The sequence below is a fragment of the Mesorhizobium sp. LjRoot246 genome, assembly GCF_964254115.1.
Lineage (GTDB): Bacteria > Pseudomonadota > Alphaproteobacteria > Rhizobiales > Rhizobiaceae > Mesorhizobium.
This window is the reverse complement of record NZ_CAXUSN020000001.1, coordinates 5,898,132-5,912,142: the sequence shown is the minus strand read 5'-3', so window position 1 is coordinate 5,912,142 and position 14,011 is coordinate 5,898,132. Positions and strand designations below refer to the sequence as shown.

Below are 14,011 nucleotides of genomic sequence, written 5' to 3'. Positions count from 1 at the left end.
TCGCTGCACTCAGTCTCGATCGTCTTCCCGCAACGACGCCACTGCGTTTTCTTCCCCTGGCCGCTGCGCGTCCATTCCTCGCGATTCAAGAAAGCCTCGCGTCGCCATCTTCCACTTCGTTTCAGCCCCTTCGGGGTGCGGACCGATCGTCTCCGGTCTCACGACCACCATCGAGGCCGCGATGGGCGCGGCCCCGAGAAAACAGAAGGAACCACCACAATGGCTACGATCGGCACTTTCTCCCGCACCGCGAACGGCTTCTCCGGCTCGGTCAAGACCCTCAACCTCAACGTCAAGACGGTAACGTTCTCCCCGGCCGACGGCGAAAATGAAAAGGGTCCCGACTTCCGTATCTTCGCCGGCGCCACCGAGTTCGGGGCGGCATGGAAGAAGACCTCGCGCGAGGGACGCGACTACCACTCCGTCAAGCTCGACGATCCCAGCTTCCCCGCTCCGATCTATGCGAGCCTGGTCGAGACCGACACCGAGGGCGACTTCTCGCTCATCTGGTCCCGCCGCACCGCAGAGTGATCCGACTTAACACGAAGCCCCGCCGCAAGGCGGGGCTTCGCCATGTTCAGGTCCTACTCAGCCTGCACGTCTGCCAAGCGCAGCGTGCTAGGCTTTGGCTGGCGCCTTGCGCGTTTTCTTCAGTGGCGACTTGACGGCTGCCGCGGCCGTCGTCGCTGCTGCGGCACGAGCAGCTCGTTTTGGTTTTTCTGCCGCGGCGGGCGGAGGTGTGGCCGCCTTGCGCCCGAGCCCTATTGATTTCGCCAGAGCCGAGCGGGTGGCCGCGTAGTTCGGCGCCACCATCGGGTAATCGGCGGGAAGGTTCCATTTCTGGCGATATTCCGAAGGGCTTAGATTGTAATGAACGCCGATATGGCGCTTCAGGGATTTGAACTTCTTTCCGTCCTCCAGGCAGATGATGAAGTCCGGCGTCACCGACTTCTTGATCGATACTGCCGGTTCCTGCTTGGTCACGGGTTCTATTACCGGCGTGCCGATGCCTTTCAGAGCGGCATGAATATCGCCGATCAATTTCGGCAACTCGCCGACCGGTAGTGGATTGTTCGACACATAGGCGGCGACAATGTCAGCCGCTATCGACACGGTATCCAGTTGGCCGTCTTGTTCGAGAGAAGTGGTCATGCAGTTTTCCTCTTATTGTATCGGACGAATTAAACGTCGTTTGTTTTCCCGAGCCCGCCAATGTGGCAAATAGTGCGTTTCCTTTCTTCAATCCACACCCCTCGCCAATATTGTTAAGGTAAGCTTCGCTTTCATCGTTCTGATCGCCTGCGGATAGCCTTGCCGATCCGTCGGGAAGCGAGGAACTTCCCCTCGCTTCCCCGCCATTGCCGCCTGTGCAGAGCAGGGCAGCCGGCTCGCAAAGCGGCCGACCGACGCATTTGTGGCGATCAATTTCCCTCAGCTTCGCTCGACCGTGCAGCCCGGCTCCGCGCTCCGGCATTGGCCCCCATCACTCCCGCGCGCTCACGCGCCCCCGGAAGGCATGCCGGGGGACATGCCTTCGGCATTGACGGAAAAAGGAGTGAACGCAATGAACATGACCACCATCAGCAACAGCAACAGCCAGCAGCAGCCGGCTTCCAGCGGCTTCCGCGTCGACGTCACGCGCGGCGAGCGGATCGGGCGAGTTTCCTCGGAATGGTTTTCGCGTCCCGATGACGAGCGTTATTTGAGCCTCACCGAGCTTTTTGATGCCGTGAAGCAGAGAGCGGACCGCGCTACCGCCCGCACCGTCGAGAGCCGTGCGGTTCGCGTCGAAGCTACCCGCGACAATGCAGAGCGGCTTTCGCTTATCGTCCCCGGACAGGAGCAGCCGATTGCGCCCACGCATTGGAGTTTCGGTCAGCTTTGCAGCCTTGTCAGCGCACCGGCGAGCTACATGCGCCAGCTTCCTGCGCCTCTAGCGGGCATCAATTTGCAGCATGGCCTTTTGAGCCATCGGGCGGAGCTGATGAAGACCCTCGAAACAGAGGACGGACGCATTGAGCTTCGCGCCGTCACTGGTCCGGACTATGGCCGCATCTGGGATCACGAGCTTGTCGCCGCCGTCATGAAGATAGCGGGCAACGGAACCGGCGACACCATGTGGAAGGTGCCGGGCGTTTTGGACTGGCCGACGATGATCCACAATCCTTTCGTGGACATCACAAAGGACACCACCACTCTTTACGCCAGCGACCGCGACGTGTTCCTGTTTCTGGTGGATGACACACATCCGATCGAAGCCGGACGTCTTCCGAATGGAGACCCGGATTTGTATTTTCGCGGCTTCTATTGCTGGAATTCGGAAGTCGGCGGCAAGACGCTGGGCATTGCGAGTTTCTATCTCCGAGCGGTTTGCATGAACCGCAATCTGTGGGGCGTGGAAGGGTTTGAAGAAATTAGCATCCGGCATTCGAAGTTCGCAGCACTTCGTTTTGCTCATGAGGCAGCACCCGCTTTGACGAGCTTTGCGAACTCAAGCCCCGCACCGTTCATCGCCGGCATCAAGGCTGCCCGCGAGAAGATCGTCGCTCGCTCTGATGAGGATCGCGAAAACTTCCTGCGCAAGCGCGGTTTCTCCAAAGGCGAAACGGGCAAGATCATCGAAGCTGTGTTGCAGGAGGAAGGGCGCCCACCTGAAAGCATCTTCGATTTCGTACAGGGCATGACCGCGCATGCCCGCACCAAGACGCATCAGGATAGCCGACTGGTGCTTGAAAACAGGGCGAAGGCCTTGTTGGAACGAGCGGCATGAGCATACGAAGGCCGCGCAGCGAACATCTCGCCGCGCGGCCTATCAGGTCCGCCGTATCAACGAGACCGTCATAGCATAAGAATATCTAGCGACCAGATCATCGGGATCGGCGCGTGCTGCCGTTTTTGGACACGGCGGCCGCTCGCCGGGCTCTGCCCGGCTCGCGACGCAACTGCTATAAATAGTGGCCATAGAGAGCAAGTTTGGTCCCATAGGTGGCAACAATTCGTGCACTCACGGGAGAAAGCGTGTGAATGCGCGTTGAGGCGTTTCTGGCGATGTCTTTGCTATTTCTTGCCCTTCGGCTTGTCCGGTGACTGGGTGAGCACCGATCCGGCAAGCTTCTTGCTCTCGGCAAGGGTGGGCTTCTTTGCGCCGCTCAAGACCTTGGCTGCAAGCGTTGAAACTTTCGAAGACGACTTCTCATTCTTTGCCATAGGAGGCATCCTTTCACCGACTCAAAGAGGTGTATACTACCACGCGACTAATCACTTTGCTTATCGCTGATCTCGGATGGGACTGTTTCGGTGGGAAAAAAGCTACGCTGGGACAATTGCGCCTTATGCGGCGAGTTCCGTCTGACGACGCGTGAACACGTGGTGCCAAAGGGCTTGTATCCAGAGTCTAAAGGCGCGACCAGCACGTTCCAACGCATTACCATCGCAGCATGCTTCGCTTGCAACAACGGTACGTCGGACGACGATGTACATTTCCGCAACGTGGTGGCGATGTCCGGCGACGCGAACCCGAGTGTCCGCGAAGTTTGGGAGGGGCCAATACGGCGAAGCTTTGAGAAGGTCGACGGTCGACGACGTGCGCTCGATATCTTCAAGCTAATGAAGCCAGCCCCCGAATTCGAGGGCGACAGATATATGATCTACCCTGGAAACGATCCACGGGTGCTGGGCACGATACGGAAGGTCGTTCGCGGGCTTTGTCACCATCACGAGCTGTTGGCAGTCGTGGAGAACGACAAGGTTTGGACCGACGTTCTTAAATACCCAATCCCGACAGAGTTTGCGGACGCGATGGTCATCGCCCATGCCGAGCCGGACATCCTGGACTACAAATACCTAGTCGTTGACGAGGCTGAGCTACACTCGTTTTGGCTTCTTCGCTTTTACGAACGGACGACTTTCATCGCATTTGTGTTCAACAAATCGATTGCTATTGAGGAGCCGAGCTCGATGGTAGAAGGAGCATCCTAGGCTCGTCGCCCACGGCCGAGGGCAAGGTGCGGAAACCCATCCTGCAGCGTAACTTGATCGCCAAGATTTTCCGCGATCCGTCAATTTAGGTCGGTGGACACTGCCATGCTTGGGGCGCGGCCGCGGCTCGCCAGGCTCGCGATGCAACTTGCTGTCATGTGTGGCAACAAGACCAAAATGGTCGATTCCCTTGCTATTTTGTAACGCGTAACGGAGGTCTCCTTAGAAGGTCGGCAGCCTCAATGCCGAGAACATTTGCCAGCTTGTCGACAACGTCGATCGTAGCGCCGTAGACGCAGCGTTCCAATGCACTGATATAGGTGCGATCGACTTCCGCGCGGTGGGCTAGCTCTTCTTGCGAAAGCCCAGCCGCCTGTCGGTGCCGCCTCAGATTGCGTGCAAATACCTCGCGTATTTCCATGCCCGCGAGTGCAGCGCCTTGTAGAGTATGCAACCACGGAGTATTCTCGACAAAACGAATTCAGGGATGGAAATCGCGTTTGCTCAAACCACTGCTTGATCCCGATGTTGCCGACGTTGCTCCAGACTCCTCGATCTTGACCGGGTATGATGAGGAGCGGCTGCTCACCTACATCCGCCTGCTCGACGCGGCGGCCGAAGATGCGGATTGGCGCGAGGTGGCCAGGATCGTCCTCCACATAGATCCTGACCAGGAACCAGAGCGGGCGTTCCGATCATGGGAGACGCATCTAGCCCGCGCCCGCTGGATGACGACGAACGGCTATCGATATCTTCTGGCCGGTGGTGCGCCACATTGAAAGTCGCTGGCCGTCGCTGCGCTTTGTTGAATCAGCACAGCGGTTTGCCGACTCTCCAACTACCCGACTTGCGTATCGCAACGGATGCTCATTCCGAAGCCCGCTGGCCGATGCGGGTACCGGGAGAGGACGTAGCACATTGCGAGGCGATTGGACCGATCCGGCTGCCCATGCGCACATGCAAGACTACGAGTCTGCAGAGTTCGCTGCCGAGTATCTGATCCGGAATAAAGACTTCGTCGCCGAGTGTAGCCAGCTCGCAGCGCAAGACTCTGGCACCGGACAGCTTGTCGGTCCATCCGACTTCGCTGCCCGTTGGGGTGCGCGATTTCACGGTCACCGGTGACGGACTCCCGTTAGCCGAGAACATCGTCTGGACGGAGCAGGCTTCGCCGCGCGTACTGCGCGGCACGCGGTTGCCTGCCTCGATTCGACCTTCGCACCAGACCGTGCATCCCCTCGGGCTGAGCAACGTCAGCGTATGGAACCCAGGCGAAGAGTTGCTGGTTGTTTGGCCGGCTTCGGCCTCGGCGCATCGCCTGGTTGCCGAAAGTAGCGACAGTTCATTTGGCATCGATGCCATAATCCTGCCGCTTGACGGCGCCTTCGAAACAAGACTGGACGCGGCGCGTCAGTTCTGGCGTGCGCTGGACGGCCGACCGCCCGGTCCTGCCTACGGCGCGCTGCCGAAGCAGACGAAGGCGAGGCACACTCTCAATCTGCGCGCGTACGACGCCCGCCGCGCGGGCGCCGCCTACCGCGAGATCGCGGAGGTGCTGTTGTCACGAGAGCCGATCGCGCCTCGAGACTGGCGCGATCATCATCTCCGGCACAAGGTTCGGGCGATCCTGCGAAGGGCGGATCGTCTTGTGGCCGGCGGCTACCGCGACCTTCTCTTCTATCCACACAGCCGCAGCCGACAATCCGATCGCTGAAGCCGTTTTCGCAAGGGTAGCGAAAACACCTCCCCCGATGTTTGCCCTCCCACGCCTCTTCTTAATTCGACCATCGTCCGTTTCGCGCGTCCCGGCAGGCCAGGATGACAGCAAAACCGAATGGAGATCGAGCGATGTCGAAGGGTCCCGCGGACGCGCCCCAAAAATACCTGCGAACGAAGGAGGCGGCACCAATCGTCGGCCTTTGCGCTCGCACGCTGGAAAAGCACCGGACCTATGGCACCGGACCAAAATACCGAAAGGTCGGTGGTCGCGTCCTCTATGACATCGACGATCTGCACGCCTGGATCGAACTTGGTGCGCGCACTTCCACCAGCGATGCCAACGCGACTTTTGTTCCGCCTGCCAAGCCGCATGCCGCCCGCGCGCCGGCCTATGCCGGCCGGCGCCACCGCGTCTCCTGATTCTGCGGGTCAAAGAAAATGCAGCTTCGCTCGACCAATCAGCGGCAGCTTGATCTGTTCCACGCGCGCGCCAGTGTGATCACGCCACGCGATGCGCAAGACCTGATGTCGTGGCCGTTTTTCTCACTCGCCAAATCCCGCCGCATAACACCGATCGACTTTCGCATGGGCGAGGTGTCGATCCGCGTCGAGGCGACGATCGAACATGGCATGGCGACGATCTGGGACGCCGACATCCTGATCTGGGCAGCCAGTCAGATTGTCGATGCACGTGACAACGGCCTTCGCACGTCGCGTTTGATGGCGGCCACGCCCTACGAGATCCTTGCGTTCATCGGGCGTGGTGACTCCGCTCACTCCTACGACAGGCTGAAAGCCGCGCTCGACCGCCTGCAATCGACGACCGTCGCCACATCTATCCGCCAGTCGTCCGAGCGGCGGCGACATCGATTCTCCTGGATCAACGAATGGAAGGAGCGAATGGACGTCAGCGGGCGCCCACTCGGCATCGAGCTCATCCTGCCAGACTGGTTCTATGCCGGCGTCATCGACGATGCACTTATTCTCACGATCGACCGCCAATATTTTGGGCTAACGGGCGGCCTGGAGCGCTGGCTTTACCGTCTCGTTCGCAAGCACGGTGGCCGTCAGACCTATGGCTGGAGCTTTGATCTCGGCCATCTCCACGTGAAGTCCGGCAGCCTGTCACCCTTCAAGCGCTTCGCCTTCGACCTGCGCGAGATCGTGCGTCGCCAGCCATTGCCTGGCTACCGGCTGGCACTCTCCATCGATCCCGACGGTCGGCCACGCCTGACCTTCCAACCCAACCCGGTCGATCCCTTCGTGAGCGCCAGCGCAACGCCGCGTGCGCCACGTGGCCGCACCACCAGGGCTGTGAAATGACTGTGGACAGGCCCGTGCTATCAGGAACTGCAACTCCCGTGCCATCGGGAACCGGATTCCCGTGCTATCAGGAACCGGAATCGGGCTTAAGTCATTGCAGCGATTGCCGAACCCGCTCCTCTAACGTTTCTAACTGTGAATCCTTCGGATTCTTTCTAACGGAAAGCGCTCATCCACGAGGCTGTGGACGACAGCCGAGTGGTGATCTTTCCGCCAAGCCGGGAATGATCGACGTCCGCTGTTCCTCCCGAGGCACAGCTGCGTTCTTTGATCATCGTGTCGCCATGGTGACTGCTGGCCTCCTGTCACAGAGGCCAGCATGAGCAATCTCACCTACGTCGAACTGGTGTGGCTGAAGAAGCGGATCGAGAACTATATCCGGTTCGGCAAGGTTGCTTCGAACAGGACCATCGACCGCAGTCGTCGTGTCGTCTCCTTCACGCCAGGCTGCGTCTTCGCTTTCGTTCGCTGGACCGCGAACGACTTCGGCACCGTGGCTTCACGCATCGATATCCTACGCGCTGTTGCCACCGGCGAGCGCTGCTCGACTGTAGCGTATGTGCGGCCTGGTGCCGACATCCTGCTTACAGCCATCGGATGGCCGAGCGTCGAGAAGGTGCTGAAGATCATCGACGCTATCGAAGCGATCGGCATCGATCCCATTGATGTGTCGCCGGACTACTGGCGGCATGTCCACAGCCGACTCGCCGCGCGGGAGGCGCCCCGGACCTACACACGCCAGCGCCATGAGGCATGGCTCCTGCGTCGCCGAATTGAGCCATGAGCATGCGCGCAACAATCATCGTCGCGATGCTCGGCGGCGCGGTCCTCGTCGCCGCGCTGGCATGCATCGACCATCGACCGAAGTTGATCTGGAACGCGTCAGCGAGCCTCCCGGTCGGCCTCTACCGCGTCGAGCCGGTCGACAGGATCGGCGTTTCCGATATCGCCGTCGTCATGCCGCCCAAGCCACTGGCGGATTTTCTTGCCCAACGCGAATACCTGCCGAACGGCGTGCCGCTGCTGAAGCATGTGTTGGCACTCGCAGGCACTGAAGTGTGCAGGCGAGGCGGCTCCATCGTCGTCCATGGCGTGACCTTTGGACGTGCGCTCGAGCGTGACAGTCGTGGCCGGCCGCTGCCCGGCTGGCAGGGCTGCCACGTCATTGCCGATCGTGAAGTCTTCCTCATGAACTGGAACTCGGCTGACAGTTTCGACGGCAGGTATTTCGGCCCACTCCCGCTCAATTCGATCGTCGGTCGCGCGGTCCCGGTCTGGACCAAGGACCGCGCTTCTCAGGCGACGGACGATTCCGGCGAAACGGATCGCCGCGAGCCGTGACGGCTCGCACCAACACTCATCAAGGCTCATGAAAGGAGCAACGCAATGGCCCAGATCGGCACCTTCACTCGCAACGACGACGGCTTCTTCGGCAATATCTCGACGCTGACGCTCGACGCGAAGCTTGCCATCCTGCCGGCCGAGAAATCGGACGCAGAAAACGCTCCCGACCATCGCGTCTTCTGCGAAGGCATGGAGATCGGCGCGGCGTGGGATCGCAGCGGCGAGAAGGCCGGCAACTATCTCTCCGTCTCCATCGATGATCCGTCCTTCACTCAGGCGATCCGCGCCAATCTGTTCCAGTCCGATGCCGAGAAAAGTGTCTGGGCCTTGCACTGGAGCCGGCTGTCGAAGCGCGACGAACGGGGCTGATCGGATGCTCCGATTGCGCCTCAGCGAACTTTCTGAGTCAAACCCTTTGATCGATTGGGCGCCGGTCAAACCCTTCGACCGGATCGCCCGTCGGGCGGCCGCCGCGCGCAGCGAAGGTCAAGGGCGGCCGGACGCTTCCGTGTCGCTTTGGACGCCCATGGCGTCGTGGTTCGCCGGAAGCAAGTCCGGCCGGCGAAGCCTTGCCCTTGATGGGGGCGAGCACGGTGGCAGGCTGCAGGCGCGTCGGGATCGTGGTCCATGTGCTTTTATCTGCCGAGGCATTGCAGCATTGTCTGCAAGCGTCATGCTTGCCCTCCTGGCGTCTACTGTCTGTGCAGAGCCATCCGCGCATCGTGAGCGGCCGGCGCACCCCGGCAACGTCATCTCGTCCGCTGATCCCTGGTTGGTGCACATCCGGGAGGCTGCCAAGCGCTTTGCCATTCCCGAGCGGCTGCTTCGCGCCGTCATGCATGTCGAGAGCGTTGGTGATGTTCATGCGGTGTCGAGAAAGGGCGCGATGGGCTTGATGCAGATTATGCCGGCGACATGGGAGGAACTGCGCACCAGGTACCGCCTCGGTGACGATCCTTATCAGCCGCGCGACAACATTTTTGCAGGTGCAGCGTATCTCCGCGAGATGCTCGACCGCTTCGGTCGCAGCGGCTTCCTCGCGGCCTACAATGCCGGTCCTGGGCGATACGAAGAGCATCTTGCAACCGGCCGGCCGCTGCCGCGTGAGACGATCGACTACGTCAGGAAACTCGCGCCTCTGATCAACGGTTCGGTTCCCATTCCGATGCGCGAACGGCACGAAGCCGGCAGGGCGAGCGCACTCGAAGCGGCGATTTTCGCGCACGTCGTGAACACATGGAAGAGCTCGGCTTCGCAAGGTAAGCGCGAAACCAATGTTCCCGTCGAGACCGTCCTCACGGCGATCCGTTCACCCAGCGTACGATCACCTGTGGTTAAAGCGGTCACCGATCTTACCGCGCTCGTACCGCCATCGGACGGCTCGCGCAGTGAACGTGCGTTAGATCCGCCGCCCGCGATCCAGGGCCCGTTTGTGCAGAGTTCCTCCACGACACCACAATGATCACAGACTCCCTGGTCAATCGCACTCCGACCTGTTCCGTCGCGGAAATTGCGGTGGAGGATTGGCCCTGAAAGAGGACGGAGAGGGATGGCAGGATAAAGGGCCGCGATGTGCGGCTCGGTCGGGGTGCTGGATTTCAAGGGTTTGCGCGCCGGTTCCGCGATGTACGTGAGAAATCCGCGATGTGCACCCTTGCCATTTTCGGAATCTTTCCAATCGAAACCGCACCTCGCGAGCTCAGCAGCCATGAACCGTGATGATAGCTTTCGCGTGCGCCCCGGCCGCATTCGCTCTCGCGCCGGTCAGCGCGCACGCCCCTTCATCTTCCAGGCGCTCGCAGCGGCACAGCGCGCGGGCGGGCACATCTCGCGTAAGGGCCGGATCGTCTCGCCGCGCGCCTCGACGTTCGGCCGCGGCAGATCGGCGAGCATCCGGGCCAATCGCCTTATCACCGGCCGCTCGCGCGGCGCCGTCATCAAGGCTCGCGTCGTCCGACAGTTCCGTGGGTCGACACCGCTCGCTGCTCATCTCAAATACCTTCGTCGCGAAGGTGTAACGCGTGACGGGGCGGAGGCGAAGATGTTCGGCCCGGATACGGACAAGGCCGATCATGATGCCTTCTCCGAGCGATGCAAGGACGACCGGCACCACTTCCGTTTCATCGTCTCACCGGACGATGCTCACGAGTTGGGCGACCTCAAAGGCTTCGCCCGAGACCTGATGGTCGATATGCGGCGCGATCTCGGTACAAAACTCGATTGGGTGGGCGTTGACCATTGGAATACCGAACATCCGCACGTCCATATTCTCGTTCGCGGTGTCGCCGATGACGGCGAGAACCTCGTCATATCGCGTGACTACATCCGCCAAGGCATGCGCGACCGGGCGAGAGACATCCTCACCCAGACACTTGGGCTGCGCACCGATCACGACATCCGCCAAACAATCGAGCGGCAGATCGACAGCGAACGTTGGACACAGCTCGACCGCCAGCTTGTTCGTGATGCCGATCGCCATGGCATCATCGATCTCGCGCCGCACCCTGATGGCCAGCCGGACGAGTTTCTGACGCAGAAGGTCGGACGGCTCCGCAAGTTGGAAAGCCTCGGCCTCGCAAACGAGATCCGTCCTGGCCAGTGGATGATGGGCGAAGACGTCGAGTCGACCTTGCGCGCACTCGGCGACCGCGGCGACGTTATCAAGCGCATGCATCGCGGTCTCGCCCGCCAGGGTATCGACAAAGGCGCGGCCGACTATGTGCTCGCGGCTGAACAGATCGACAAATCAGTCATTGGTCGGCTCCTTGAGCGCGGCCTGGATGACGAACTGCGCGGCTCGGCCTATGCCATCGTCGACGGTGTCGACGGACGTCTTCATCACATCCGCTTCCAAGATCTCGATGCCTCAGGCGATTCAGCGCCCGGCTCCGTCGTCGAGCTTCGCCGCTACGAAGATGCGAACGGCCGCGGACGCACCGCGCTTGCCGTCCGCTCCGACCTGTCGATCCAAGAACAGGTCCACGCCTTTGGCGCGACCTGGCTGGACCGGCAACTCGTCGCCAGCGAGCCTGCCGAACTCGGCGAGGGGGGATTTGGCAGGGACGTGCATCAAGCGCTCAATGCGCGCGCCGATTATCTTGTCGAGCAGGGTCTGGCTCGGCGCGAGGGACAGCGCGTCATTCTCGTTCGCAACATGATCGACACGCTACGCGATCGCGAGGTGAACGCGCTCAGCGCTCGGCTCGCCGACGAGACCAGACTGCCGTTCTCGAAGGCTTTGGAAGGCGACCAAGTAGCTGGCGTCTACCGGCAACGTTTTTCGCTCGCGTCCGGCCGCTTCGCTATGATCGACGACGGTCTTGGTTTCAGGCTTGTCCCATGGTCGCCGTCGCTTGATGGGCACCTCGGTAGTCATATCGACGGCGTTGCACGCGCTACCGGAGGAGTGAATTGGAGTTTCGGCCGGAAACGAAGCCTCGGGCTTTGAGCGGCCTCGACCGTCGCTCAGATCAAGCCGTATCCTATCTCGGCGGACTTAAGCTTGACTGGACGAAAATGCCACTGTCATTCGGCTGCTTGCTTCTGGAGCTTCTCGAACACAAACAGCTTGCCTTTGCGCACGCTGTCTTCAAGCGGACTCGCCTTCGCCAGGTGCGCCGCAATCGCGCTGGCCAGCATGCAGCCCGTCCCGCGCATCGAAACGGCAAGACGCGGTTTGTCGAAGCGGATTGGTTCTTGATCGGGGCGCAACAGAATGTCGGCCGATCGAGGTCCCGCAGCGTGGCCGCCCTTGATCAGCAAGGCCTGCGCTGCACCGGCTAGCAATTCCCGGCCCTGCCTCACTGCGCCGTCCTCGTCCATCGCCAGCTCTGTGCCAACAAGAAGCGCCAGTTCGAAGAGATTGGGTGTGACGAGACGGCAAAGCGGCATCAGATTGCGCTTCATGACGGAGATGGCGCCTGCTTCCAGGAGCGCCCGGCCTGACGTCGACGCCAGCACCGGGTCAAGTACTGCCGGCACCTGCGGATTCTCGCGCAGCACGCCGGCAACGGCAACAACGATCTCAGCCGTTGCGAGCATGCCGATCTTGATGGCCGCCACCGTGTTGGCCCGTAGCGCGGCGCGCATCTGATCGGCCACCAGACTGGGTTGCGAATGATGGATTTCCATGACGGCTTCGTGCGTCTGCACCGTTAGCGCGGTGACAGCAAGGCAAGTGCGCACGCCAATGGAAGAGATCGTCTCGATGTCGCGCGCAATTCCGGCTCCGCCGCTGGAGTCCGACCCACCGACGACGAGCACATAAGGCCTCAGCGCCATCGGCCTGTCTTTTCGATCCATTCTCGCGTGCGTGCTTCGGGATCGTCGTTCAGCGTGATGTCTGTCACCACCGCCGCGCTGTCCGCGCCAGCCGCGAAGACGCCGTTGAGCCGGTCCGGGTTGAGACCACCAATGGCGACCAGGGGAATCGGTGCGACCCGGCGCATCCACTCGCTGATCCGTTCGAGCCCTTGCGGGGCCCATTTCATCTTCTTCAGGATGGTCGGGTAGATGGGGCCGAGCGCGATGTAGCCGGGCTCGGCGGCCATCGCCGTTTCCAGTTCGACATCATCATGTGTGCTCAGTCCGAGCCTCAGACCGGCTGCCCGAATCCGCGCGAGGTCGGCGGTTTGCAGATCCTCCTGGCCAAGGTGGACGAAGTCGCAACCTTCCTCGATCGCCAGCCGCCAGTAATCATTGATGATGAGCTGGCATTCGTGTCGGGCGCAAAGGGCCTTCGCCTTGCGGACCTCCGCGCGCAAGCCGGCCTCATCCATGGTCTTGATGCGAAGCTGCACCAGCTTGACGCCGAGCGGCACCAGCCGCTCGATCCAGGCAGAGCTATCGACGATAAGGTAAAAGGGATCGAGCTTCATGAAAAAACCGCCCTGCCGATCGTCGGTGTCGATGGCACGGCGACGTCGCGCGGTTCGAGCATTCCCGAACTGAAAGCCTCACGGCCGGCGTCGACCGCCTTGCCGAAAGCACGCGCCATGCCGACCGGATCGGCCGCCTTGGCGACCGCTGTGTTCAGGAGCACGGCGTCAAAGCCGAGTTCCATGACGGTTGCCGCATGCGACGGCCGTCCGAGCCCCGCATCCACAATGAGCGGGACGCCAGGGAAATGTCCGCGCATCGAGCGCAGTGCCATGATGTTGACCGGCCCGAGGGCGGAACCAATCGGTGCGCACCACGGCATCAAGACCTTGCAGCCTACGTCCAGCAGCCGCTCGGCGACGACAAGGTCATCGGTGGTGTAGGGGAATACATCAAAACCGTCCTCGCACAGGATGCGGGCGGCTTCGACAAGGCCGAACACGTCCGGTTGCAACGTGTCGTGGTTGCCGATCACTTCGAGCTTGATCCAGTTCGTACCGAAGACCTCACGCGCCATTTTCGCGGTCGTGACCGCTTCCTTGGCGGAGTGACAGCCGGCAGTGTTGGGCAGGATTCTGACACCCAGCGAACGGATCAACGACCAGAATTTTTCGCCGGCCCTGCCGCCTGCCATCTCACGGCGCAACGAGACCGTCACCACCGACGTGCCCGATGCCTTGACCGCATCGGCAAGGATGGCCGGCGAAGGATATTGAGCGGTGCCGAGAAGCAGGCGGGAGGCAAGCTCCGTTCCGAAAAGATTGAACAA

General features: G+C 61.2%; 19 protein-coding genes. 13 read left to right on the top strand and 6 right to left on the bottom strand.

What is annotated here, in order from left to right; genetic code table 11:
- Nucleotides 1-219 precede the first annotated feature (219 nt).
- A complete protein-coding gene (locus ACSQ3L_RS28740; RefSeq protein ID WP_023728967.1) occupies nucleotides 220-531 on the top strand; it encodes a DUF736 domain-containing protein in 312 nt (103 codons plus the stop codon).
- An 87-nt stretch (nucleotides 532-618) separates the two neighbouring features.
- Here the strand turns inward: ACSQ3L_RS28740 and ACSQ3L_RS28735 are convergent, their stop codons facing one another.
- Nucleotides 619-1,152, bottom strand: a complete 534-nt coding sequence (locus ACSQ3L_RS28735; RefSeq protein ID WP_436162978.1) for a MucR family transcriptional regulator — start codon at nucleotides 1,150-1,152, stop codon at nucleotides 619-621.
- 412 nt (nucleotides 1,153-1,564) lie between these two features.
- Between ACSQ3L_RS28735 and ACSQ3L_RS28730 the strand changes: the two genes are divergently transcribed.
- Nucleotides 1,565-2,770, top strand: coding sequence for a DUF932 domain-containing protein (locus ACSQ3L_RS28730; protein ID WP_436162977.1), 1,206 nt, complete (start codon nucleotides 1,565-1,567; stop codon nucleotides 2,768-2,770).
- Nucleotides 2,771-3,057: 287 nt separating this feature from the next.
- Here the strand turns inward: ACSQ3L_RS28730 and ACSQ3L_RS28725 are convergent, their stop codons facing one another.
- Entirely contained in the window at nucleotides 3,058-3,207 is a 150-nt protein-coding gene (locus ACSQ3L_RS28725; RefSeq protein ID WP_436162976.1) for a hypothetical protein, read from the bottom strand.
- A 90-nt stretch (nucleotides 3,208-3,297) separates the two neighbouring features.
- Here ACSQ3L_RS28725 and ACSQ3L_RS28720 point away from each other — a divergent pair, with 90 nt between their 5' ends.
- A complete protein-coding gene (locus tag ACSQ3L_RS28720) occupies nucleotides 3,298-3,978 on the top strand; it encodes a hypothetical protein (protein WP_436162975.1) in 681 nt (226 codons plus the stop codon).
- A 193-nt stretch (nucleotides 3,979-4,171) separates the two neighbouring features.
- Here the strand turns inward: ACSQ3L_RS28720 and ACSQ3L_RS28715 are convergent, their stop codons facing one another.
- Nucleotides 4,172-4,399, bottom strand: coding sequence for a helix-turn-helix domain-containing protein (locus tag ACSQ3L_RS28715; protein WP_436162974.1), 228 nt, complete (start codon nucleotides 4,397-4,399; stop codon nucleotides 4,172-4,174).
- Between the two features lie 79 nt (nucleotides 4,400-4,478).
- Between ACSQ3L_RS28715 and ACSQ3L_RS28710 the strand changes: the two genes are divergently transcribed.
- From ACSQ3L_RS28710 to ACSQ3L_RS28665, 10 genes are all read left to right on the top strand, one after another.
- Complete coding sequence (locus tag ACSQ3L_RS28710; protein ID WP_436162973.1) at nucleotides 4,479-4,757, top strand: DNA -binding domain-containing protein; 279 nt, start codon at nucleotides 4,479-4,481, stop codon at nucleotides 4,755-4,757.
- A gap of 178 nt (nucleotides 4,758-4,935) precedes the next feature.
- Complete coding sequence (locus tag ACSQ3L_RS28705; RefSeq protein WP_436162972.1) at nucleotides 4,936-5,103, top strand: transcriptional regulator domain-containing protein; 168 nt, start codon at nucleotides 4,936-4,938, stop codon at nucleotides 5,101-5,103.
- Nucleotides 5,045-5,692: a DUF2285 domain-containing protein gene (locus ACSQ3L_RS28700; RefSeq protein ID WP_436162971.1), complete on the top strand. Its 648-nt coding sequence runs from the start codon at nucleotides 5,045-5,047 to the stop codon at nucleotides 5,690-5,692. Before ACSQ3L_RS28705 ends, ACSQ3L_RS28700 begins: the two co-directional genes overlap by 59 nt.
- 134 nt (nucleotides 5,693-5,826) lie before the next feature.
- Nucleotides 5,827-6,117 (top strand): helix-turn-helix transcriptional regulator, encoded by a 291-nt coding sequence (locus ACSQ3L_RS28695; RefSeq protein WP_095084952.1) that lies wholly within the window; start codon nucleotides 5,827-5,829, stop codon nucleotides 6,115-6,117.
- Between the two features lie 18 nt (nucleotides 6,118-6,135).
- Nucleotides 6,136-7,020: a replication initiator protein A gene (locus ACSQ3L_RS28690; RefSeq protein WP_436162970.1), complete on the top strand. Its 885-nt coding sequence runs from the start codon at nucleotides 6,136-6,138 to the stop codon at nucleotides 7,018-7,020.
- Between the two features lie 319 nt (nucleotides 7,021-7,339).
- Nucleotides 7,340-7,804, top strand: a complete 465-nt coding sequence (locus ACSQ3L_RS28685; RefSeq protein WP_436162969.1) for a DUF2840 domain-containing protein — start codon at nucleotides 7,340-7,342, stop codon at nucleotides 7,802-7,804.
- A complete protein-coding gene (locus ACSQ3L_RS28680) occupies nucleotides 7,801-8,361 on the top strand; it encodes a S26 family signal peptidase (protein ID WP_436162968.1) in 561 nt (186 codons plus the stop codon). The genes ACSQ3L_RS28685 and ACSQ3L_RS28680 overlap by 4 nt, the downstream gene beginning before the upstream one ends.
- 45 nt (nucleotides 8,362-8,406) lie before the next feature.
- Nucleotides 8,407-8,733, top strand: coding sequence for a DUF736 domain-containing protein (locus tag ACSQ3L_RS28675; RefSeq protein ID WP_436162967.1), 327 nt, complete (start codon nucleotides 8,407-8,409; stop codon nucleotides 8,731-8,733).
- 13 nt (nucleotides 8,734-8,746) lie between these two features.
- Complete coding sequence (locus ACSQ3L_RS28670) at nucleotides 8,747-9,826, top strand: lytic transglycosylase domain-containing protein (RefSeq protein WP_436162966.1); 1,080 nt, start codon at nucleotides 8,747-8,749, stop codon at nucleotides 9,824-9,826.
- Between the two features lie 246 nt (nucleotides 9,827-10,072).
- The gene (locus ACSQ3L_RS28665) at nucleotides 10,073-11,812 is read left to right on the top strand and encodes a relaxase/mobilization nuclease domain-containing protein (protein ID WP_436163556.1); all 1,740 of its coding nucleotides are present in this window, start codon (nucleotides 10,073-10,075) and stop codon (nucleotides 11,810-11,812) included.
- 77 nt (nucleotides 11,813-11,889) lie between these two features.
- Here the strand turns inward: ACSQ3L_RS28665 and ACSQ3L_RS28660 are convergent, their stop codons facing one another.
- The 3 genes from ACSQ3L_RS28660 to ACSQ3L_RS28650 are packed head-to-tail and all read right to left on the bottom strand — an operon-like array spanning nucleotide 11,890 to nucleotide 14,011.
- The gene (locus ACSQ3L_RS28660) at nucleotides 11,890-12,645 is read right to left on the bottom strand and encodes a hydroxymethylpyrimidine/phosphomethylpyrimidine kinase (RefSeq protein WP_436162965.1); all 756 of its coding nucleotides are present in this window, start codon (nucleotides 12,643-12,645) and stop codon (nucleotides 11,890-11,892) included.
- Nucleotides 12,636-13,241 carry a thiamine phosphate synthase gene (locus tag ACSQ3L_RS28655; RefSeq protein ID WP_436162964.1) on the bottom strand — a complete coding sequence of 202 codons (606 nt, stop codon included), beginning with the start codon at nucleotides 13,239-13,241 and terminating at the stop codon, nucleotides 12,636-12,638. The genes ACSQ3L_RS28660 and ACSQ3L_RS28655 overlap by 10 nt, the downstream gene beginning before the upstream one ends.
- A complete protein-coding gene (locus tag ACSQ3L_RS28650) occupies nucleotides 13,238-14,011 on the bottom strand; it encodes a thiazole synthase (protein ID WP_436162963.1) in 774 nt (257 codons plus the stop codon). The genes ACSQ3L_RS28655 and ACSQ3L_RS28650 overlap by 4 nt, the downstream gene beginning before the upstream one ends.

What these genes read in the sequence shown, in the direction of transcription:
- ACSQ3L_RS28740 (WP_023728967.1), top strand. Translation starts at nt 220, where the DNA reads ATGGCTACGATCGGCACTTTCTCCCGCACCGCGAACGGCTTCTCCGGC.
- ACSQ3L_RS28725 (WP_436162976.1), bottom strand. Translation starts at nt 3,207, where the DNA reads ATGGCAAAGAATGAGAAGTCGTCTTCGAAAGTTTCAACGCTTGCAGCC.
- ACSQ3L_RS28690 (WP_436162970.1), top strand. Translation starts at nt 6,136, where the DNA reads ATGCAGCTTCGCTCGACCAATCAGCGGCAGCTTGATCTGTTCCACGCG.
- ACSQ3L_RS28705 (WP_436162972.1), top strand. Translation starts at nt 4,936, where the DNA reads ATGCAAGACTACGAGTCTGCAGAGTTCGCTGCCGAGTATCTGATCCGG.
- ACSQ3L_RS28730 (WP_436162977.1), top strand. Translation starts at nt 1,565, where the DNA reads ATGAACATGACCACCATCAGCAACAGCAACAGCCAGCAGCAGCCGGCT.
- ACSQ3L_RS28695 (WP_095084952.1), top strand. Translation starts at nt 5,827, where the DNA reads ATGTCGAAGGGTCCCGCGGACGCGCCCCAAAAATACCTGCGAACGAAG.
- ACSQ3L_RS28655 (WP_436162964.1), bottom strand. Translation starts at nt 13,241, where the DNA reads ATGAAGCTCGATCCCTTTTACCTTATCGTCGATAGCTCTGCCTGGATC.
- ACSQ3L_RS28675 (WP_436162967.1), top strand. Translation starts at nt 8,407, where the DNA reads ATGGCCCAGATCGGCACCTTCACTCGCAACGACGACGGCTTCTTCGGC.
- ACSQ3L_RS28660 (WP_436162965.1), bottom strand. Translation starts at nt 12,645, where the DNA reads ATGGCGCTGAGGCCTTATGTGCTCGTCGTCGGTGGGTCGGACTCCAGC.
- ACSQ3L_RS28735 (WP_436162978.1), bottom strand. Translation starts at nt 1,152, where the DNA reads ATGACCACTTCTCTCGAACAAGACGGCCAACTGGATACCGTGTCGATA.
- ACSQ3L_RS28715 (WP_436162974.1), bottom strand. Translation starts at nt 4,399, where the DNA reads ATGGAAATACGCGAGGTATTTGCACGCAATCTGAGGCGGCACCGACAG.
- ACSQ3L_RS28680 (WP_436162968.1), top strand. Translation starts at nt 7,801, where the DNA reads ATGAGCATGCGCGCAACAATCATCGTCGCGATGCTCGGCGGCGCGGTC.
- ACSQ3L_RS28685 (WP_436162969.1), top strand. Translation starts at nt 7,340, where the DNA reads ATGAGCAATCTCACCTACGTCGAACTGGTGTGGCTGAAGAAGCGGATC.
- ACSQ3L_RS28665 (WP_436163556.1), top strand. Translation starts at nt 10,073, where the DNA reads ATGAACCGTGATGATAGCTTTCGCGTGCGCCCCGGCCGCATTCGCTCT.